This window comes from Streptomyces sp. 3N207 (assembly GCF_052246355.1).
Classification (GTDB): Bacteria; Actinomycetota; Actinomycetes; order Streptomycetales; family Streptomycetaceae; genus Streptomyces.
In genome coordinates this window covers 65,769-83,357 of the sequence record NZ_JBQQBV010000007.1, presented here as the reverse complement: position 1 = coordinate 83,357, position 17,589 = coordinate 65,769, and the positions used below count along the sequence as shown (strand labels likewise).

The 17,589-nt window shown below is 68.6% G+C and carries 17 protein-coding genes, 1 tRNA gene and 3 pseudogenes; 13 read left to right on the top strand and 8 right to left on the bottom strand.

Annotated features, from left to right (window positions below; all coding sequences use genetic code 11):
- Nucleotides 1-122: 122 nt before the first annotated feature.
- The gene (locus ACTWP9_RS13435) at nucleotides 123-587 is read right to left on the bottom strand and encodes a RidA family protein (RefSeq protein ID WP_443246323.1); all 465 of its coding nucleotides are present in this window, start codon (nucleotides 585-587) and stop codon (nucleotides 123-125) included.
- A complete protein-coding gene (locus ACTWP9_RS13430; RefSeq protein ID WP_003975360.1) occupies nucleotides 584-745 on the bottom strand; it encodes a DUF4177 domain-containing protein in 162 nt (53 codons plus the stop codon). Before ACTWP9_RS13430 ends, ACTWP9_RS13435 begins: the two co-directional genes overlap by 4 nt.
- A 111-nt stretch (nucleotides 746-856) precedes the next feature.
- Here ACTWP9_RS13430 and ACTWP9_RS13425 point away from each other — a divergent pair, with 111 nt between their 5' ends.
- Together ACTWP9_RS13425 and ACTWP9_RS13420 are read left to right on the top strand one after the other, a co-directional pair.
- Complete coding sequence (locus ACTWP9_RS13425) at nucleotides 857-1,876, top strand: ArsA-related P-loop ATPase (protein WP_443246322.1); 1,020 nt, start codon at nucleotides 857-859, stop codon at nucleotides 1,874-1,876.
- 77 nt (nucleotides 1,877-1,953) lie between these two features.
- A complete protein-coding gene (locus ACTWP9_RS13420; RefSeq protein ID WP_443246321.1) occupies nucleotides 1,954-3,402 on the top strand; it encodes an ArsA family ATPase in 1,449 nt (482 codons plus the stop codon).
- Between the two features lie 144 nt (nucleotides 3,403-3,546).
- On the opposite strand, the gene ACTWP9_RS13415 is transcribed toward ACTWP9_RS13420, so the two are convergent.
- Nucleotides 3,547-3,897: a WhiB family transcriptional regulator gene (locus tag ACTWP9_RS13415; protein WP_443246320.1), complete on the bottom strand. Its 351-nt coding sequence runs from the start codon at nucleotides 3,895-3,897 to the stop codon at nucleotides 3,547-3,549.
- 473 nt (nucleotides 3,898-4,370) lie between these two features.
- Here ACTWP9_RS13415 and ACTWP9_RS13410 point away from each other — a divergent pair, with 473 nt between their 5' ends.
- Nucleotides 4,371-6,671, top strand: a complete 2,301-nt coding sequence (locus ACTWP9_RS13410; RefSeq protein WP_443246319.1) for a transglycosylase domain-containing protein — start codon at nucleotides 4,371-4,373, stop codon at nucleotides 6,669-6,671.
- A 121-nt stretch (nucleotides 6,672-6,792) separates the two neighbouring features.
- Here ACTWP9_RS13410 and ACTWP9_RS13405 read toward each other — a convergent pair whose 3' ends face one another.
- Complete coding sequence (locus tag ACTWP9_RS13405) at nucleotides 6,793-7,257, bottom strand: GatB/YqeY domain-containing protein (RefSeq protein ID WP_443246318.1); 465 nt, start codon at nucleotides 7,255-7,257, stop codon at nucleotides 6,793-6,795.
- Between the two features lie 291 nt (nucleotides 7,258-7,548).
- Here ACTWP9_RS13405 and ACTWP9_RS13400 point away from each other — a divergent pair, with 291 nt between their 5' ends.
- From ACTWP9_RS13400 to ACTWP9_RS13390, 3 genes are all read left to right on the top strand, one after another.
- On the top strand, nucleotides 7,549-8,493 hold the full coding sequence (locus ACTWP9_RS13400; protein WP_443246317.1) for a metallophosphoesterase: 945 nt from the start codon (nucleotides 7,549-7,551) through the stop codon (nucleotides 8,491-8,493).
- Between the two features lie 71 nt (nucleotides 8,494-8,564).
- Nucleotides 8,565-8,638 (top strand) — tRNA-Pro (locus tag ACTWP9_RS13395).
- A 617-nt stretch (nucleotides 8,639-9,255) separates the two neighbouring features.
- Complete coding sequence (locus tag ACTWP9_RS13390; protein WP_443246316.1) at nucleotides 9,256-10,110, top strand: DUF2071 domain-containing protein; 855 nt, start codon at nucleotides 9,256-9,258, stop codon at nucleotides 10,108-10,110.
- A 481-nt stretch (nucleotides 10,111-10,591) separates the two neighbouring features.
- Here the strand turns inward: ACTWP9_RS13390 and ACTWP9_RS13385 are convergent, their stop codons facing one another.
- Entirely contained in the window at nucleotides 10,592-10,996 is a 405-nt protein-coding gene (locus tag ACTWP9_RS13385; RefSeq protein WP_443246315.1) for a transcriptional regulator, read from the bottom strand.
- Nucleotides 10,993-11,496 carry a hypothetical protein gene (locus ACTWP9_RS13380; protein ID WP_443246314.1) on the bottom strand — a complete coding sequence of 168 codons (504 nt, stop codon included), beginning with the start codon at nucleotides 11,494-11,496 and terminating at the stop codon, nucleotides 10,993-10,995. Before ACTWP9_RS13380 ends, ACTWP9_RS13385 begins: the two co-directional genes overlap by 4 nt.
- 663 nt (nucleotides 11,497-12,159) lie before the next feature.
- Between ACTWP9_RS13380 and ACTWP9_RS13375 the strand changes: the two genes are divergently transcribed.
- From ACTWP9_RS13375 to ACTWP9_RS13360, 4 genes and pseudogenes are all read left to right on the top strand, one after another.
- Nucleotides 12,160-12,285, top strand: a complete 126-nt coding sequence (locus ACTWP9_RS13375) for a hypothetical protein (protein WP_443246313.1) — start codon at nucleotides 12,160-12,162, stop codon at nucleotides 12,283-12,285.
- 131 nt (nucleotides 12,286-12,416) lie between these two features.
- The gene (locus ACTWP9_RS13370) at nucleotides 12,417-12,827 is read left to right on the top strand and encodes a winged helix-turn-helix domain-containing protein (RefSeq protein WP_443246461.1); all 411 of its coding nucleotides are present in this window, start codon (nucleotides 12,417-12,419) and stop codon (nucleotides 12,825-12,827) included.
- 235 nt (nucleotides 12,828-13,062) lie between these two features.
- Nucleotides 13,063-13,599: a VOC family protein gene (locus ACTWP9_RS13365; protein ID WP_443246312.1), complete on the top strand. Its 537-nt coding sequence runs from the start codon at nucleotides 13,063-13,065 to the stop codon at nucleotides 13,597-13,599.
- Between the two features lie 46 nt (nucleotides 13,600-13,645).
- Nucleotides 13,646-13,812, top strand: a pseudogene (locus ACTWP9_RS13360) (MerR family transcriptional regulator); the annotation flags it as partial.
- A 34-nt stretch (nucleotides 13,813-13,846) separates the two neighbouring features.
- Here ACTWP9_RS13360 and ACTWP9_RS13355 read toward each other — a convergent pair.
- Nucleotides 13,847-14,135, bottom strand: a pseudogene (locus ACTWP9_RS13355) (NAD(P)-dependent oxidoreductase); the annotation flags it as partial.
- A 3-nt stretch (nucleotides 14,136-14,138) separates the two neighbouring features.
- Here ACTWP9_RS13355 and ACTWP9_RS13350 point away from each other — a divergent pair.
- The 3 genes and pseudogenes from ACTWP9_RS13350 to ACTWP9_RS13340 all read left to right on the top strand — a co-directional run.
- Nucleotides 14,139-14,348 (top strand): annotated as a pseudogene (locus tag ACTWP9_RS13350) (winged helix-turn-helix transcriptional regulator); the annotation flags it as partial.
- A 383-nt stretch (nucleotides 14,349-14,731) separates the two neighbouring features.
- Complete coding sequence (locus ACTWP9_RS13345; RefSeq protein ID WP_443246311.1) at nucleotides 14,732-15,487, top strand: class I SAM-dependent methyltransferase; 756 nt, start codon at nucleotides 14,732-14,734, stop codon at nucleotides 15,485-15,487.
- Nucleotides 15,488-15,651: 164 nt separating this feature from the next.
- On the top strand, nucleotides 15,652-16,383 hold the full coding sequence (locus ACTWP9_RS13340) for an N-acetyltransferase (RefSeq protein ID WP_443246310.1): 732 nt from the start codon (nucleotides 15,652-15,654) through the stop codon (nucleotides 16,381-16,383).
- A gap of 297 nt (nucleotides 16,384-16,680) precedes the next feature.
- Here the strand turns inward: ACTWP9_RS13340 and mshD are convergent, their stop codons facing one another.
- The gene (gene mshD / locus ACTWP9_RS13335; RefSeq protein WP_443246309.1) at nucleotides 16,681-17,580 is read right to left on the bottom strand and encodes a mycothiol synthase; all 900 of its coding nucleotides are present in this window, start codon (nucleotides 17,578-17,580) and stop codon (nucleotides 16,681-16,683) included.
- Between the last annotated feature and the right edge of the window lie 9 nt (nucleotides 17,581-17,589).

Below are 17,589 nucleotides of genomic sequence, written 5' to 3'. Positions count from 1 at the left end.
CCGGATGCTACGGCCCACCGCCCCGATGTTCGAGAGGCCCTCTCCCAGTCGGGCGCCTCTCCCCGCCACGCCCCTTTCCCCGCGACTGCGGCGGGGAAAGGGCCGCCCTCTCCCGAGCCGGCTCAGTCGGCCAGCTCGACCTGCATCTCGACCTCGACCGGCGCATCCAGCGGCAGCACAGCCACGCCGACCGCGCTGCGGGCATGCTTGCCCGCGTCACCCAGCACCTCGCCCAGCAGCTCGCTGGCACCGTTGATGACGCCGGGCTGGCCGGTGAAATCCGGTGCGGAGGCGACAAAACCGGTGACCTTGACGACGCGGGCGATCCGGTCCAGGTCCCCGGCCACGGACTTGACGGCCGCCAGCGCGTTCAGCGCCGCCGTACGCGCCAGATCCTTCGCCTCCTCGGGCGTGACCTCCGCGCCGACCTTCCCGGTCATCGGCAGGGTGCCCTTCACCAGCGGGACCTGGCCTGCGGTGTAGATGTACGGGCCGGTCTGCACCGCCGGTACGTATGCACCGGCCGGGGTGGCGGTCTCGGGCAGTTCCAGCCCGAGCTGCGCAAGCTTGTCCTCGACCGCGCTCATGCCTGCTTCTCCCGCTTCAGGTAGGCCACCAGCTGCTCGGGGTTGTTCGGTCCGGGAACGACCTGGACCAGTTCCCAACCGTCCTCGCCCCAGGTGTCGAGGATCTGCTTGGTCGCGTGCACGAGGAGCGGCACGGTTGCGTATTCCCACTTCGTCATGGGGAGACCCTAACGAACACAACCGCGCGCAGAGCCGCCGCGAGTGCCCACCGGGCGGCCGACGGTGACCGGTCTCGCCGGAGCGCCGGGCAACGAATTAGGCTCCCAGCCGTGAGCAGGCTTCACGTAGTGACCGGCAAGGGCGGGACCGGCAAGACGACGGTCGCCGCCGCACTCGCGCTGGCGCTGGCACACGGCGGCCGGCGCACACTGCTCGTCGAGGTGGAGGGCCGCCAGGGCATTGCACAGCTCTTCGAAACGGAACCGCTGCCGTACGAGGAGCGGAAGATCGCCGTCTCGCACGGCAACGGTGAGGTGTACGCCCTCGCCATCGACGCCGAGCGGGCGCTGCTCGACTACCTCCAGATGTTCTACAAGCTCGGCAGCGCAGGCCGCGCCCTCAAGCGGCTGGGCGCCATCGACTTCGCGACGACGATCGCGCCCGGCCTGCGCGACGTGCTGCTGACCGGCAAGGCGTGCGAGGCGGTACGCCGCCGGGACAAGCAGCAGCGGCCCGCCTACGACGCCGTGGTGATGGACGCGCCGCCCACCGGCCGCATCGCACGCTTCCTCGGCGTCAACGAGGAGGTGGCGGGGCTCGCCAAGGTCGGCCCCGTGCACAATCAGGCGCAGGCCGTCATGCGCCTGCTCAAATCGCCGGAGACGGCGGTGCACCTGGTGACGCTGCTGGAGGAGATGCCGGTCCAGGAGACGGTGGACGGCATCGCCGAGCTGCGGGCCGCCGGGCTGCCCGCCACCTCCGTGGTGGTGAACATGGTGCGCCCGGCCCTGCCGGGCGAGGAACAGCTGCTGACCGCCGAGGAGCGCACGGACGAGATCGCGCGCGCCTTCGCCCGCGCCGGACTCGGGGGCGCACGCCGGGGAGGACGCGCCGAACAGCTTGTGGCGCCTCTCCTGGGGCAGGGCAGAGAGCACGCCGAGCGGGTGCAGCTGGAGCGCGGGCTGCGCGCGGAGCTGTCCGCACAGGGCCTGCCGGTACGAGAGCTCGGCCTGCTCAGCGAGGGCGTCGAACTGGCGGGCCTGTACGGGCTCGCCCGCGAGCTGCGGGGCCAGTGGCAGACCGCGGAGACCGCCGCGCCGACAGCCGGGACGGGCGGCAAGCGCCCGTGAACCCAGGCCCCTCGCACCCGACGCCGGCTCCCAAGAGGCCGCAGCCATCCGCGATATCCGGGGAAGGAGAGGCATCCATGGCCACACCGCCGGACGCCGACGCGCTGGACATCGACCCCCTGCTCGACGATCCGACGACCCGGATCGTCGTCTGCTGCGGCTCCGGAGGCGTCGGCAAGACCACCACAGCCGCTGCCCTGGGCGTACGCGCAGCCGAGCGCGGCCGCAGGACCGTCGTACTGACCATCGACCCCGCACGCCGTCTCGCCCAGTCCATGGGCCTGTCCGAGCTGGACAACACCCCGCGCGAGGTCCCCGGCATCGACAAGGCCGCGGGCGGCGAACTGCACGCCATGATGCTCGACATGAAGCGCACGTTCGACGAGATCGTCGAGACGCACGCCGACCCCGACCGCGCCAAGGCGATCCTGGACAACCCCTTCTACCAGTCGCTGTCCACCGGTTTCGCCGGTACGCAGGAGTACATGGCGATGGAGAAGCTCGGCCAACTGCGTGCGGGCGACGAGTGGGACCTGATCGTCGTGGACACCCCGCCTTCCCGCTCCGCGCTGGACTTCCTGGACGCGCCCAAACGCCTCGGGTCGTTCCTGGACGGGAAGTTCATCAAGCTGATGATGGCCCCGGCCCGGGTCGGCGGCCGGGCCGGGATGAAGGTCGTCAACCTCGGCATGGCCGGGCTCTCCCTGTTCACCGGGGCCCTCAACAAGCTGCTGGGCGCGGGCCTGCTGCGGGACGTGCAGACGTTCGTGGCCGCCATGGACACCATGTTCGGCGGCTTCCGCACCCGTGCTGACGCCACCTACCGGCTGCTCCAGGCGCCGGGCACCGCCTTCCTCGTCGTAGCGGCGCCGGAACGGGACGCGCTGCGCGAGGCCGCGTACTTCGTGGAGCGGCTGGCCGCTGACCGGATGCCGTTGGCCGGGCTGGTGCTCAACCGGATGCACGACAGTGACGCGGCCGAGCTGAGCGCCGAGCGGGCACTGGCGGCGGCCGAAAATCTTGAGGACGGCGGCATTGTGGATCGCGCCGGGGGGAAGAGTCTGCATCGCGACGCTCCATCGGCCGGCCCAGCGGTTTCCGAGGACGGCTCCCCCGCCCCCGAGCGCCCCGGCCCAGCCCGGTCCGTCACCACACCTGGGGGGAACGAGACCACCGATACGACGACCGAGACGACAACCGAGCGAACGATCCCTGGCGTGCGGTCGGCCGTCGACCACGCGTCCGCGCACGACGGCACCACCGACTGCGACGACGGCCGTGACGGCGACCACAGCGAGGACGTCGTAGCCGTGCTGGCAGCCGGGCTGCTGCGGCTGCATGCCGACCGCATGCGGCTGCTGGCCCGTGAGCGGCGCACGCGTGACCGCTTCACGGCACTGCACCCGGAGGTGCCCATGGCCGAGGTGGCCGCACTGCCCGGTGACGTACACGACCTGGGCGGTCTGCGCACGATCGGCGAACGACTCGCCCACCAGCGTCGACGGGCCGCCGCGGACGCGGACTGACCGCGCCGTCGCCACAAGCGACCGGCGCGTCACGCTCCCGTCTGACAGCGAGTCAATGTCGATGCAGGAGTCAGCACCACCGGGGCCCGTCTGGCCACAGGCCCGTGCGGTGTCTCCGTGCCGCAGTACCGTTCCGCCGGGTGGTCAGCCCACCGCGGCGTACCGCTCGTGCTCGTCCGTCTCCAGGTCCACGTCGACCGGCAGCACCACGCCGGTGCTGCGCTCGTACTCCGAACGCGCCGTCTCCAGCAGGCGGCGCCAGGAGGTGACCGTCGGGCGGCGGCGCAGCAAGGCTCTCCGCTCACGCTCGGTCATTCCTCCCCAGACTCCGAACTCCACGCGGTTGTCCAGAGCGTCGGCGAGACATTCCGTACGGACCGGGCAGCCTGTGCACACGGCCTTCGCGCGATTCTGCGCGGCGCCCTGCACGAACAGTTCGTCCGGATCCGTAGAGCGGCAGGCAGCCTGCGCGCTCCAGTCTGTTACCCAGCTCATTGCCGGTGCCGTCCTCTCCCGAATCGAGGCTCCCCCACGGCGGCGAACGGCATATTCACCGTTGCCAGTTGAGGACGTTACGGAAGAGCGCACAGCACGCAACACCCCCTTCGGGCCCAATCTTGAATGGCCCGAACGGACTATGCGTGCCCAGCACATCACCCAACGGAGTGAGCCGGAAGCGCTGCGCAGAATCCGGGGGTGGGCAACGGGGCGGTCGCCTCCGACGTAGGGCGACGACGTGCGGCGGAGCATGCGGCGTGCGGCGGCGCGAGGGAGAGAGGGGGCGACGTATGAGGGGTGAAGGGCGAAGGAAGGGAGGTAAGGGGAGGTGAAGGGAGGTGTCAGAGTGACAACAGTCTCAGCCTAAGTGACCGGCGCGACGCTGTCCGGCGTTTGCCATGCTTCCCCGCCGGTGCGGTCACATCGACGCATCGTAGGCTCTGACACCGACGCGTCGTAGGCTCTTCCCCATGGCTAAGAAGCGCGCGGGCAGCGGAGTCGGCAAGCCCCAGCAGATCGCCAAGTTCGTCGGCGTCAGTGTGCTGGCGGGCACGGTGATGGCCGGACTCGCGCTGCCCGCTGTCGGGACGCTCGGCCTGGCGACGAAGGGCACCGTGGAGGGCTTCGACGAGCTGCCGGTCAATCTCAAGCGCCCGCCGCTCAGCCAGCGCACGACGATTCTGGACAACGAGGGCGGCGAGATCGCCAAGGTCTACTCCCGTGACCGCACGGTGGTAGACCTCAAGGACATCTCCCCGTACATGCGCAAGGCGATCGTCGCCATCGAGGACGCGCGCTTCTACAAGCACGGTGCCGTCGACCTCAAGGGCGTACTGCGGGCGCTGAACCGGAACGCGCAGTCGGGCCAGGTCTCCCAGGGCGCCTCGACGCTCACCCAGCAGTACGTCAAGAACGTCTTCGTGGAGGAGGCCGGCAACGACCCGGACAAGGTCGCCCAGGCCACCCAGCAGACGATCGGCCGCAAGATCAAGGAGCTGAAGTACGCGATCCAGGTCGAGGAGGAGCTGGGCAAGAAGAAGATCCTGGAGAACTACCTCAACATCACCTTCTTCGGCCAGCAGGCGTACGGCGTGGAGGCGGCGTCGCAGCGCTACTTCTCCAAGTCGGCCAAGGAGCTGAACCTGGAGCAGGCGGCGCTGCTGGCGGGCATCGTCCAGTCCCCGAGCCGGTACGACCCGGTCATCCACAAGGACGAGGCCACCAAGCGGCGCAACACCGTGCTCAACAAGATGGCGACGCACCGCGACATCACCCGCAAGCAGGCCGAGGCCGCCAAGGAAAAGCCCCTCGGGCTGGACGTCAGCGAGCCCAAGAACGGCTGCATCACCGCAACCAACGGTGCGGGCTTCTTCTGCGACTACGTACGCGAGGTCTTCCTGAACGACGAGGCGTTCGGCAAGACCCGCAAGGAGCGCGCCAAGCGGTGGAACCGGGGCGGGCTCACCGTCAGGACCACGCTGGATCCGAAGGCGCAGCGGTCGGTGAAGAAGTCGATCGAGTCCCATGTGAACAAGTCGGACAAGGTCGCGACCGCCGCCACGATAGTGCAGCCGGGCACCGGAAAGATCCTGGGCATGGGGCAGTCGCGCCCGTACGGCTTCGGGAAGAACGAGACGCAGATAAATCTCTCGGTGGACAAGTCCGCGGGCGGCGGCGCCGGATACCAGCCGGGGTCGACGTTCAAGCCCGTGATCGCAGCGGCCGCGCTGGACAAGGGGATGAGCCCCTACAAGTCCTACCCCTCGCCGTACCGCATGCAGTACCCCTCGCCGGTCAACACCTGCAAGGGCAAGTGGCGCGGCAAGGCACCGGTCGAGAACGAGAACAGCACTGAAGTCGGCCCCTATCGGATGAAGGAGGCGACCGCGAAGTCGGTCAACACCTACTTCGTCTCGCTGATAGGGGAAACCGGCATCTGCCCGGTGACGAACATGGCGAAGAAGATGGGCATCGAGCGTGCCGACGGCAAGAAGATCGACCAGGTGCCGTCCATCTCGCTCGGCACCCAGGAGATGTCGCCGCTGACCATGGCCGAGGGATACGCCACCTTCGCCAACCGCGGCGTGCACTGCACCCCCGTCGCCATCGAGTCGATCACCGACGCGCAGGGCAAGAAGCTGAGCGTGCCCAAGACCAAGTGCGAGCGCGCGATGAAGACCAAGACCGCCGATACGGTCAACTCGCTGCTGCGCGGCGTGGTCGAGGACGGCACCGGCAAGAAGGCGGGCCTGAGCGGCCGCGACAGTGCGGGCAAGACGGGTACCACCGACCAGCGGTACGCGGCCTGGTTCGTCGGCTACACCCCGAACATGTCCGGCGCCGTCTGGGTCGGCGACCCGGCGCACCGTACGCGGATGGTCAACATCTCCATCGGCGGCGTCCCGTACGACAAGGTCTTCGGTGGTGAGGTGCCGGGCCCGATCTGGCGGGACGCGATGGCAGGCGCGCTGGCCGGTGAGGCAGCGCCGGACTTCCGCCACGTACCGATCCGGGACGGTGGCAAGAAGCCCCGCGCGCCCAAGCCGCCCTCCCCACCGAAGCCGGACGACGACGCCGGGGACGACCGGCCCACCGACCCGTGGCCTGACCCCTCCGTACCGCCGGACGTCATCGGTGGCGGCGACGCCATGGGCGGCACCGGTGACGGTGGCGGCATCGGGGGCGGCGGCTGGCCCGGCGGCAACGGCAACGGGGGCGGCGGCAATGGTGCCGGCGGCTGGGATACGGACGGTGGTGGTGGCTGGCCGTAACCCGCGGCGGGCCGGGTCGGCCGCGAGCCCGGTCGGCCCACGCGAGCCCGGTCGGCCCAGATGTAAGGGGCGCCCTCCCTGGGAGGGCGCCCCTTACACGTCTGGTACAGCCGGTGGCTGGTTAGCCCGCCAAGCGCTTCTTGACCGCTGCCGCGACCCGGCCACCCTCCGCCCGGCCCGCGACCTTCGGGTTGACGATCTTCATGACGGCACCCATCGCCCTCGGCCCCTCGGCACCGGCCGCCCGGGCCTCCTCGACGGCCTCGCCGACCAGCGCGTCCAGCTCCTCGTCCGTGAGCTGCTTGGGCAGATAGTCCGCGAGCACCTCGCCCTCCGCCCGCTCCCGCTCCGCCTGCTCGGCACGGCCCCCGCCCGCGAACGCCTCTGCCGCCTCGCGCCGCTTCTTCGCCTCGCGGGCGATCACCTTCTGCACCTCGTCGTCGGAGAGCTCGCGCGCGCTGGTGCCCGCGACCTCCTCCTTCGTGATCGCGGCAAGGGTCATCCGGAGAGTGGCGGAACGGAGCTCGTCGCGCTCCTTGATCGCTGCGGTCAGGTCGTCCTGCAGCCGGGACTTGAGCATGGTCATGGGGCCAGTGTGCCAGGACCGTGCCGGGGCGTGCCGAAGATATCGAGGCGGGGTGGCTCGTAGGCATGGGGCGGAAATCGGGGCGGGGCATCGGGGCGGGGCGGCTCTTCGGGGGCGGGGCATCGGGGCGGGGCTGCTCTTCGGGGCGGAGGCATCGGGCGGGGCTGCTCTTCGGGGCGGAGGCATCGGGCGGGGCATCGGGCGGGGCGGCTCTTCGGGCGGAGGCATCGGGGCGGGGCTGCTCTTCCACAGGCCCTGCGGGCGGCCTCCGGGGTCTGCGACCATGGGGCCATGCGCGCGCGATACCGGATCCCCCTGAAGACAGCCGTCGGCATCACGGCGCTCGGCGCGGCCTGCGTCGGGTACGCGGCGGGTGTCGAAGTCCGTTCATTCCGCCTGCGACGGGTCTCCGTGCCCGTACTGCCCCCCGGCATGCACCCGCTGCGCGTTCTACAGGTCTCCGACATCCACATGGTCCGCGGCCAGCGGAAGAAGCAGCGGTGGCTGCGGGAGCTGGCAGGACTACGGCCCGACTTCGTGATCAACACCGGGGACAACCTCTCCGACCCGGAGGGCGTACCCGAAGTCCTCGACGCTCTGGGCCCGTTGCTGGAGTACCCGGGCGCCTATGTCTTCGGCTCCAACGACTACTACGGGCCCAAGCTGCGCAACCCCGCCAAGTACCTGGTGGAGAAGGCCACCGGCCGACACGGCCTCAACGGCAACGCGCCCGCCGTCGGCGCCGTCCACAACCCGTGGGAGGAGTTGCGGGACGCCTTCGACACCGCCGGCTGGGTCGGCCTCTCCAACACCAGGGGCCGCCTCAAGCTGGACGGCGGCCAGGAGATCGCGCTGACCGGGCTGGACGACCCGCACATCAAGCGCGACCGTTACGGAGAGGTCGCCGGCGGCCCCGAAGCGGACGCGGACCTCTCGCTGGCCGTCGTACACGCTCCGTATCTGCGCGTACTCGATGCGTTCGCCGCCGACCGCTACCCGCTGATCCTGGCCGGTCACACCCACGGCGGCCAGCTCTGCGTCCCCTTCTACGGCGCCCTCGTCACCAACTGCGACATCGACACCGACCGCGTCAAGGGCCTCTCCACCCACCGCGCGGGCGGCTACGAGTCGTATCTGCACGTCAGCGCGGGCTGCGGCACCAACCGCTACACCCCCGTCCGCTTCGCCTGCCCCCCCGAAGCCACCCTCCTCACCCTCACCCCCCGCCGGGCCTGACCCCCGGCGGGCCCCCTCAAAACCCGATTTCGCCTCAGCGCTCCCCTGGGCTAAAGTAGTCGTCGTTGCTTCGGGGTGTAGCGCAGCTTGGCAGCGCGCTTCGTTCGGGACGAAGAGGTCGTGGGTTCAAATCCCGCCACCCCGACAGAGGGAACACCAGATCAGGGGCCCGATCCACATTGTGGATCGGGCCCCTGACTCGTTTCCGGTGATCGTTCGGGAGGAATCTGGGAGAAAATCTTGGTCGGCCTCTTTCCCAGAGGGCCCTGAACTCCTATCCCTGGCCGCCCACGGTGCAAAGTAGCGGTGGCGCCTGCTGACGCTCTGTGCCCTGGTGGTGGAGCCCTTCGTCAGGCCACCCGACTCAACCTCGCCACGGCCGCACCCCACCCCCGTACGCCGGCGGACGCCGACGAGCCCCCCGCGGCGCGCTGAACACCCCGCACAGGACAAGGACCCCGCGTCCCCGGCCTGCGGGACCGCGCCCTGCGCGACGACCCGCGGCCTCGGCCGTCGCGCCGGCGTCCTCGATGACCAGGACGCGGAGATCCTCACCAAGCGCGTGCACGAGATGAGCGCCGACCGCTACGGCCCCCTGCACGCATCCGACCTGGACCGGTCCTCGGGCACGAACAGGATGCAGCCGCAGCCGCGCTTGACGTGGCACGCCTGGCCGCGGCCGTCCTTGTAGTCGAAGGGGCGCCGCCGAGGGTTCAGCTGCTGTCGGTGGTGTGCATCCCTGAGTGAGGACGAGGCGGCACGATGATGTCGCCGTGTGGTGGTGGGCCATGTCCATGCGGGGCGGAGGGGGCCGTCGTCCTCGACAGGCATGGGTCGGTATTGTCTGTCCGGATGACTTTCGCAGGTACGTCTCGGCCGCCTGTGCGGTGGCATCATGCAGAGACCGAGTTGGACGACTTTGCAATGATCACCTACCGCGTCGTGCCCGAGGCCCTCGCCGCTCGCCTGCCGGCGGGCTTCTCCCCTCGCGAGGTCACCTTTGACGACGGCACCACCGGTGCACTCGTTTCCGCAGTCGCGTTTGCCGATCGAGACTTCCGCTTCCGCTTTTGTCCGCCGGTGGCGATCTCCTGCGGCCAGATCAACTACCGCGCATACGTGAACGCGCACGGCCGGGCTGGTGTCTGGTTCTTCGCCACACGCCTCGACCACCCCATGGTGGTGCTGCCGAGGCTGATGTGGGGTATGCCGTGGCAACGTAGCCGGATAGAGATCGACGCTGACTGGAGTGACAGCGCGGGGAGATGGCGACTGAACGCCACCGACGGGACCGGCACGAGCGTCTGCGACGCGGTCGAGAGCGGCCCGGCTCCCGATCGCCTTGACGGTTTCGCCAGCCAGGAGGAGTGGCAGGAGTTCCTCACCCACCCGACATCAGGCTGGTACCGGCGCCCGGACGGTCGCGTTGGCGAGTACAGCATCTGGCATCCACCGATGGCGCCACGGCTGTTCGAAGCGCGGGCCGCACGGTTCCCGCTGTTCGAACGGCTCGGCCTGGTCGGCCCGGACGCCGTACCGCATTCCGTCCTCGCCCAGCGGACGCTGCATTTTGACGTTCACACCCCGCCGCGCCCATATCTGTGGGCCGATACCTGATGGTGGATAGCCACCGGAACAGGCGGCCGCTGCGGCTGCGGCCGCCCGGTAGAAGTCCGCGCCCCGCGCTGTGTCAGCCCTGGCCGGCACCGAACTCCCCAACGACTGGGGAAGCACAGCACGGAAGTTGAGCCAACAGATTCAGGTTCTGTACGTCATCCAGCACCACACACCGGGCAAAGTCGCCGCCGTTCCTCCCGGTCCGGATCGGGTGCCTCCTCCTCGCCCCGGAACTTCCAGATCACGCCGTCGAACTGCTCCCGCAGATCCTCCGGATACGGCCGGACCCGCCTATCGGCAGGAACGGCCCGATCAACTCCCACTCACCGTCCGTGAGTTCCGTACGCGCATACCAGGCTTCTGCCAGCCACCAAACGATCACGGGAAGAGGCGTCCAGCATCTTGATCGCGGCTTGAGGCAGGCCCTGGTACCGCAGCAGAAGGCCGACGCCGCGAAGATGGCGGCGCCGGCCGGATTGATTCAACCGGTGTGCGGCTGCTGAGTACCGGCGCCCGCATCGGCCTCGGCGTCGGCGTCGGAGCGGGCTGCGGCGGCCTGCTCGGCGCGGTCGGCGATCTGCTTGAGCGCGGCCAGATGTGTGCGCAGCCGTTCCCGGCCGACGGCGGTGGCCCGCACCCAGGTGCGGGGCCGCTTGCCGACGTAGCCCTTGCGGATCTCGACGAGCTCGGCGTTGCGGAGCGTGGTGAGCTGCTTGGACAGCGCCGAGTCTCTCAGGTGCGCGTGGTCGCGGACGAAGGCGAAATCGCACCAATTGGTGGCGGACACCAGCGACAGGATGGTCAACCGGGTCGGATCCAGCAGGAGTTGCTCCAGGCCGCCGACGGCGTCGGACCCTGCATCCCCGGCCTGGCCGGTCCCGCTCACCGGGCCGCAGCGCGACAGGCCATCCGGCGCATCACCACGTTGCTCAGCAGGCCCCCGGCAACGCTCAGGACGGCGTACGGGAGGGCGACGGTGGTATGGGGATGGTCGCGGATCCAGGCCGGCATGTTGGAGCCGGTCAATATGTGGTGCACGGCCGGGCCGGCGATGGACAGGACAGCTACGAAGACCAGGACCATCAGCAGTATGGGCAGCCAGGCGTACCAGGGTACGGCGCTGGGGTGCAGGACACCGGAGGCGGCGGCGACGCGGGGGCTCAGGCGCCAGGCGGCGTACCAGGCGGCGCTCAGGGCGCCGTACCCGAGGTAGGCGGCCATCTGTCCGGTGGGGCCGAAGTCGTGGGCGGCGTAAAACACCGCCAGGACGGCACCGACCGCGGCCCACAGCCACCAGGGCATGCGAAGCGAGTCGACGGTGTTGCGGCGGACCTGACGGACCCGGGCCAGGGCTTCCCGGGCCTCGACGGGGCTGGGCGTACTCATAGCTTTCCCCTTTGGGCAAATACTTTCCTGCGGAGAAAGTAGCGTGCACTTTCCCGCGAGGCAAGTGGGGACACGGGTACGGACCTCGGGACACGCCCACCGGTCCAGCGACAGCGCGCACCACCCCGAACGGCGGTCGGCAGGACACCGGGGCCAGTCGCACCTCGGGCCAGACCCCCGCCCGAGGCGGCGCCCGAACATCCTCACAGTCGTACCTCGTGACCACAGCGCGGTGCCCTTTGAGGCAGTTGATGCCGTACTCAACCGCGTGCCGAGCTTGTACTCCTCCGGGCCGAACTGCGGCGACGGCCGCCCCCGGCTCGCCGTCGGCACAGGTACAGCGGCTGCTGTCCGTGGTCGGCACACAGCGCATGAACGTGCCCGGCTAGTTAGGTCGCGAGCCGTCCCCGAGCCCTGTAATGAGCTGTTGGACAGGCTCAAACGCCTTATCCCATTGGTTGTGCGGCAGCGGGAGGCGTTCCCCATCGCGGAGCCGAGCATGCTCCCGAGGACGAACGAGGAGCGGCCGAAGGCCGCAACCCTGGTGTGCCGGTAGCTGCCGTTGCCCAGTGCCCGCCAGGTCGACCGCCGGGCCGGCCGCGCTCGGCCGGTTCGAGGCCAGCATGAGGGCCTGCACAAAGACTTCCGTTTCCCCGTCGAGGAGTGGGACCTGCACGACTACAGCCCCTGTTCCTGCTGTTCTGCCAGGTGCTGCCGTGGGCCATCGAGCAGGTGCTGCCGTGGGCCATCGAGCAGTACGACGCCGCCCTGGCGCCGGTCGGCTGCTGACCTTCAAAGCGGGTGTCGGTAGGGCTGACGGCCCGTGATCCCTGCGGTATGCCGAGTGCATGAGGTATGCGCAAGGGGGCGGCTGACCGACGAACGGCGGGCCTTCCGCGAGAGGTTGCTGATGCGCCGCGCTGCTCGGACGGCATGGCTGGACCTGCCAGGTTCCCGCCCGACGTGCCATCGAGCGGGACGAGGCGGCGGTGGCCGGCTGGGTGAAGGAGACCTGGCCGCACGTGGAAGGACCGTGGCGGCGCTCGGCGCCTGGTCCCGCCGCGGCCACACCCCCCCTCGTCCGTGTTCGAGGCCGGACCCGCCGCCGCTTATCCGTCGCCGCGCTGGTCTGCTACAAGCCCCGCGAACGATCCCGGCTGATCTGCCGGCCCTGCCCCGGCAAACGTGCCGACGCGCGCAAGAGCTTCTCCCGGGAAGGACCACCGCGGTCTGATCCAGACCGCCCACGACCAGCTCGGCGGCCCCATCGTGCTGGTCCGGGACAACCCCAACACCCACCTCACGGCAGGGATGCGTCGGTATACCGCTGACCGTGACCGGCTCATGGTCGTCCAACTCCCGCCCTACACACTCTCCAGTACCGTCCCGACGTCCTCGACGGCTGCCTCACCGGCACGGGCCTCCAACGCGATCCACCATGACGACACCACGCATTCAAGGTCAGTAGTTGTGCCCGGCCACAATGTTGGTCGCATCGTTGGGGCAAGGCGAGATTCACGGACGCGGCTTGCCCCTCACGTTGCGTGAGGATGGAGTGTGGGGTGCATGAGCAACTACTACAACGCGTTTGAGATGAGTCCTGTGCCCGTGCCCGGTCCGGATGCGGTTCCGCCGGAGCCATTCCGTGGCATCTATGGAATGCCCGCGTTCGTGACGATCCCCACGAGCGATTTGGCAGCGTCGGTGGACTTCTGGATTCATGGGCTCGGGTTCTTCGAGCTGTTCAGCATCCCGGGCAGGCTTGTGCATCTGCGCCGGTGGGCGTTCCAGGACGTACTCCTCGTCCCGGCGACGAGTGTTCCGGAGCAGACACCAGCGATGAGCTTCAGTTTCGCGTGCGTGCTCAACCAGGTCGATTCCCTTGTCGAGACCTGTCGTGCGTTGCGCCCGAACTCGGTCGATGGTCCACGGGATACTCCATGGAACACCCGCGATATGACGGTGATCACTCCCGAGAACGCACGGATCGTTTTCACTGCGGCGAAGCCCTTTGACCCGGCCAGTCAGGAGGCGCGGAACCTTGAAGCCGCCGGGATCACCCCATCGGGCGCCGGTCGCGGCGACAATGAGGAGCTTGCATGATGCCGCTGAGGACGATGGCCTGACCGTCGGTGAGCGCTCGACGTATCCGGTGCAATTGCGCGCGCAGCGCACCCAGGTTGCTGAACGTATCGACCGCTTCCAGCAACTCAGCGCCGGACTGAATCGGATGATCGACGCCCATGAGCGCGGCCTGCTGCTGACCACCGAGCAGCAGGCCGCGATCTACGTCCCCAGTGGAACCCGGACGACCCGGACACACCTGCCCAAGCCGTCAGCGCTACAGAGACGCGGGTAGCAGGGTGCCGCCCACCGCCATCTCGTACAGGGCGGCGAGATCCGCGTCGGTGCCGAGGTAAACGGTGTCGCCACCCAGCGCCCGCAGCGTCGATGCGAACTCGTCGAAGATGCTGTTGTCGCCGCCGTAGTACAGGAGGGTGTCCTCGGCACCCAGGGCGGACGGCACATTCTTGATCGCTCCATCGAGGTAGCGTGCGCCATGCCCGTGCCCATGCGGCCATCTGACGGGCCCCGGCTGGTGAACCGCTGTTGAGCGTCACAAGAGCCCGCCCCTTGAGCTTCGGACTGTGACCGGTATCGGTGAGCGGATGCTGATCCTGCAACTGCGGGAACTGGAGGCCAGCGGCCTGGTGCACCGCGAGGTCCATCACCAGGTCCCGCCGAAGGTGGTGTACTCACTGACCGAGTTCGGCCACTCGCTCATCGCCGCGCTCGTACCACTCGGTCAGTGGGGCGAAGCACACATGGAGCGTCTTGAGACCCTCCCGTGAACCGGGCGAACGTAGCCGCCGAGCCCGCGACTTCTGGATACGCCAGGTCCGTGGCGCGGCGCTCGGATCTCGTCGCGGTCTACGGGCCGGTCACGCCATCCTCAGGATCTTCAGGTATTCGGCTGGGGCTGTGCGGAGGCGTCAGCGGGTCAAGAATCAAAGACAACAAGCTTGGCTGATATCGGTGGGTGGCTGAGGGGGCACACATGCAGGTACTTGGGCATCTTCCCCACCGTCGTGGCTGAATTTCTGGCACGCGAGACGGAAAAGCCGTTGCCCGCTCACACCTTCGGGGGAACCTCGGGCTGGATCGACGCATCGTGGGCAGTAAACACAGAGCCACGGTCCGTCATTGCAGAGAACAAACAAGAATGGGAGTCGGCATGAACACCCCCACCCAGGGTTCACCTTCGGCCGAGGAGATCGACTTTTACGCAGCAAGCAAAGAGGAAATCGCGGCAACCGGCAGCCCATTCGTCTTCGATACACCCCCCTGGGATATCGGCGCCGCGCAGCCACATGTCATTGCGCTAGAAGAAGCGGGCACATTCCGTGGCCGGGTGCTCGACACTGGCTGTGGTCTTGGGGACAACGCCACCTACCTCGCCCTCAGGGGACACCACGTTATGGGCGTTGACTGCTCTCCCGCTGCCATCTCCCAGGCCGGGGACCGTGCTTCAGCCCGTGGCGCCGACCTCGTCGAGTTCCGAGTCGCAGACGCCACCCAGCTCGACGATGTCGGAACCGGCTACGACTCCGTCCTCAGCAGTGCCCTGTATCACTCTCTGCCTCATGACGGCCGCCTCCCGTACGCCGCAGCCATCCACCGCGTCAGTGCCCCTGGGGCGCATCTGCATCTTCTGACCTTTGCCGATGATCTCCCCGACAGCTACCCCCTGAACTCCGGCATCACACAAGACGAATTGCTCACCACATTCGACACCCATTGGAATATCGACCACATTACACAAATCCAATTCAGCACGACCTTCACCCCCGACTCTCTTGATGCAGTCAGCGGCAAGCTGCTCGCCCAGCGTGGATCCGCCCATAATCAAGCCGGAAACGTCCGCTGGCAACGAGACAGCCAAGGCCACCTGCAACTTGAAATGTGGTACCTCCACGCCACCCGAATCTGAAGATCACCAGACGGCCCGTTCGTTTGCACGACCCATCTAACCGCGCTGCCAGCTTTCCCCTAAGGGTGCAGACTCACGAGTGGGTCAATCCTCATCTGCTGACCTTCTGGTTTGGGCGTCCCTTGTGGTGACCAACTGCTCAGCGCAGTCGGGAGTGGAATCCGATGAAGGTAACAACTCTGGCGGAGCGGCCCTGGCTTGCCGAGGCTCCTTTGGTACAGCCATTCAAGTGGCCGGAGTTCATGCTTCAGGGGAACGACAAACCCTCTGCTATTGCTGATGGACTCCATTTGCCCTTCAGTGTCGTAGCCACCGAATCCGAGGGCGTCGTCGCACGAGCCTCAGCGGTTCCGTTCTCCGCGTCCGGGCCCGATCGGCAGGAACTTCCCGATCGGGGCTGGTATCAGGTGCTCCAGTGGGCCGCCGAAGACGCGCGGGAGGGTACTGCTGTGGACACCATCGCTTTCATCAGCGTGACAGTGTCTGCCGAGCGGCGGGGGGCGGGTCTTGCGGGCCGGATGCTGGAGAAGCTGAAGGAACTGGCCCGCTTACAGGGCCTGAAGACCGCCGTGGTGCCTGTACGTCCTGAGGGCAAGGCTCAGGAGCCGAGTGTGCCGATGAGCGAATACGCCGCTCGTGTCCGGGACGACGGTCTCCCCTGTGATTCCTGGCTACGTACGCACGTGCGCGCGGGCGGAAAGATCATCGGAGTCGCCCCCGCAGCGATGACCATCTCGGGGTCGCTGGCGCAGTGGCGCCGCTGGACGGGATTGCCCTTCACAACTGAGGGACCGACGGAGGTTCCCCGAGCTTTGGCTCCGGTGTACTGCTCGTTGTCCCAGCAGCACGCGGTATACGTCGAACCCAACGTGTGGGTGCGCTACGACCTGGCCTGACGCTCGCTCCTGAAGCGGTGCTCGGAGTGGTTTCCTGCGTGTCATTGATGAGATCCCAGGCCACGCACGGCCAGAACGTCGAGTTCCTTATCCGTGGTGGCCCGGCTGGAGCGGAAAGTGCGCGCCGCGCCGCCCCGCGACGTCGAGGGGAAGCTGGGGTATCTGCGGGGTTGTATCGAGCGGGGTGCCGATGCGTACGCGGGTTACTACGTGCAGGGGCAGTTGGTGGTGCGGTGTGCGCTGGTGTGTCCGCGCGGCGGTGAGCGGTGTCCCGATCCGCCGCGGTGAAGGGGCGTCTCAGGTTTCCGTGCGGTACATCAGGTCCGTCTCGTGGGTGCGGAAGCCGAGGTTTTCGTAGACGCGGACGGCGGCGGTGTTGTCGGCGTCTACGTAGAGCATGGCGGTCGGGAGGCCGCGTTCGTGGGAGAGGTAGCGAAGGCCGATGGTGGTGAGGGCCTTGCCGAGGCCGAGGCCCTGGGCTTCGGGGCTGACGCCGAGGACGTAGACCTCGCCCAGTTCCTCGGCCGAGTGCACCTTCGTCCAGTGGAAGCCGATCAGCCGCCCCGCCCGTTCGGCGAGGAAGAAGCCGACCGGGTCGAACCAGGGCTCGGCCTTGCGGTCCTCGAGATCGCGCTGGGTGAGGTTGCCCTGCTCGGGGTGGTGGGCGAAGGCGGCGGCGTTGACGGCCAGCCACGCGGCGTCGTCCTCCTCGGGGCGGAAGCTGCGAACCGTCACCCCCTCAGGTAGTGACGGTTCGGGCAGGTCGAGGCCGGCCAGCGGGCGCCGCAGCTGGCGGAGCTCGCGGAAGAGGGTCATGCCCAGGCTCTGCGCCAGATGCCGGGCGGCAGGGTGGCCGCCGTGCGCCCAGACCCGCAGCCGTCGGCCGGACTGCTCCAGCAGTACCTGGCCGAGCCGTCTGCCGAAGCCGTTGCCGCGGCGCGTGGGTGCGACGACGAGCTCCCCGGCGGGGGCCTCCACCGGGTCGGTGTCCTCCAGTTGCGCGTAACCGGCGAGAACCCCGTCGCCGTCGCGCAGCAGCAGGTGGCGTACGCCCGGGCGGGGGCCGCCGCGCAGTTGGAGCCTGCCCTGTTCGGAGACGGCGGCCTGGCCGTCCTCCCGCGCGGCGGCGTCGATCAGCGCCTGGACCTCTCGTACGCCCTCCGCGGACACCTCGTCCACAACATCCACGTCACTCATGGGAACGAC

Coding starts and splice junctions, on each gene's coding strand:
- ACTWP9_RS13435 (WP_443246323.1), bottom strand. CDS start 587: ATGAGCGCGGTCGAGGACAAGCTTGCGCAGCTCGGGCTGGAACTGCCC.
- ACTWP9_RS13430 (WP_003975360.1), bottom strand. CDS start 745: ATGACGAAGTGGGAATACGCAACCGTGCCGCTCCTCGTGCACGCGACC.
- ACTWP9_RS13420 (WP_443246321.1), top strand. CDS start 1,954: ATGGCCACACCGCCGGACGCCGACGCGCTGGACATCGACCCCCTGCTC.
- ACTWP9_RS13415 (WP_443246320.1), bottom strand. CDS start 3,897: ATGAGCTGGGTAACAGACTGGAGCGCGCAGGCTGCCTGCCGCTCTACG.
- ACTWP9_RS13410 (WP_443246319.1), top strand. CDS start 4,371: ATGGCTAAGAAGCGCGCGGGCAGCGGAGTCGGCAAGCCCCAGCAGATC.
- ACTWP9_RS13405 (WP_443246318.1), bottom strand. CDS start 7,257: ATGACCATGCTCAAGTCCCGGCTGCAGGACGACCTGACCGCAGCGATC.
- ACTWP9_RS13400 (WP_443246317.1), top strand. CDS start 7,549: ATGCGCGCGCGATACCGGATCCCCCTGAAGACAGCCGTCGGCATCACG.
- ACTWP9_RS13390 (WP_443246316.1), top strand. CDS start 9,256: ATGATGTCGCCGTGTGGTGGTGGGCCATGTCCATGCGGGGCGGAGGGG.
- ACTWP9_RS13380 (WP_443246314.1), bottom strand. CDS start 11,496: ATGAGTACGCCCAGCCCCGTCGAGGCCCGGGAAGCCCTGGCCCGGGTC.
- ACTWP9_RS13365 (WP_443246312.1), top strand. CDS start 13,063: ATGAGCAACTACTACAACGCGTTTGAGATGAGTCCTGTGCCCGTGCCC.
- ACTWP9_RS13345 (WP_443246311.1), top strand. CDS start 14,732: ATGAACACCCCCACCCAGGGTTCACCTTCGGCCGAGGAGATCGACTTT.
- ACTWP9_RS13340 (WP_443246310.1), top strand. CDS start 15,652: ATGAAGGTAACAACTCTGGCGGAGCGGCCCTGGCTTGCCGAGGCTCCT.
- mshD (WP_443246309.1), bottom strand. CDS start 17,580: ATGAGTGACGTGGATGTTGTGGACGAGGTGTCCGCGGAGGGCGTACGA.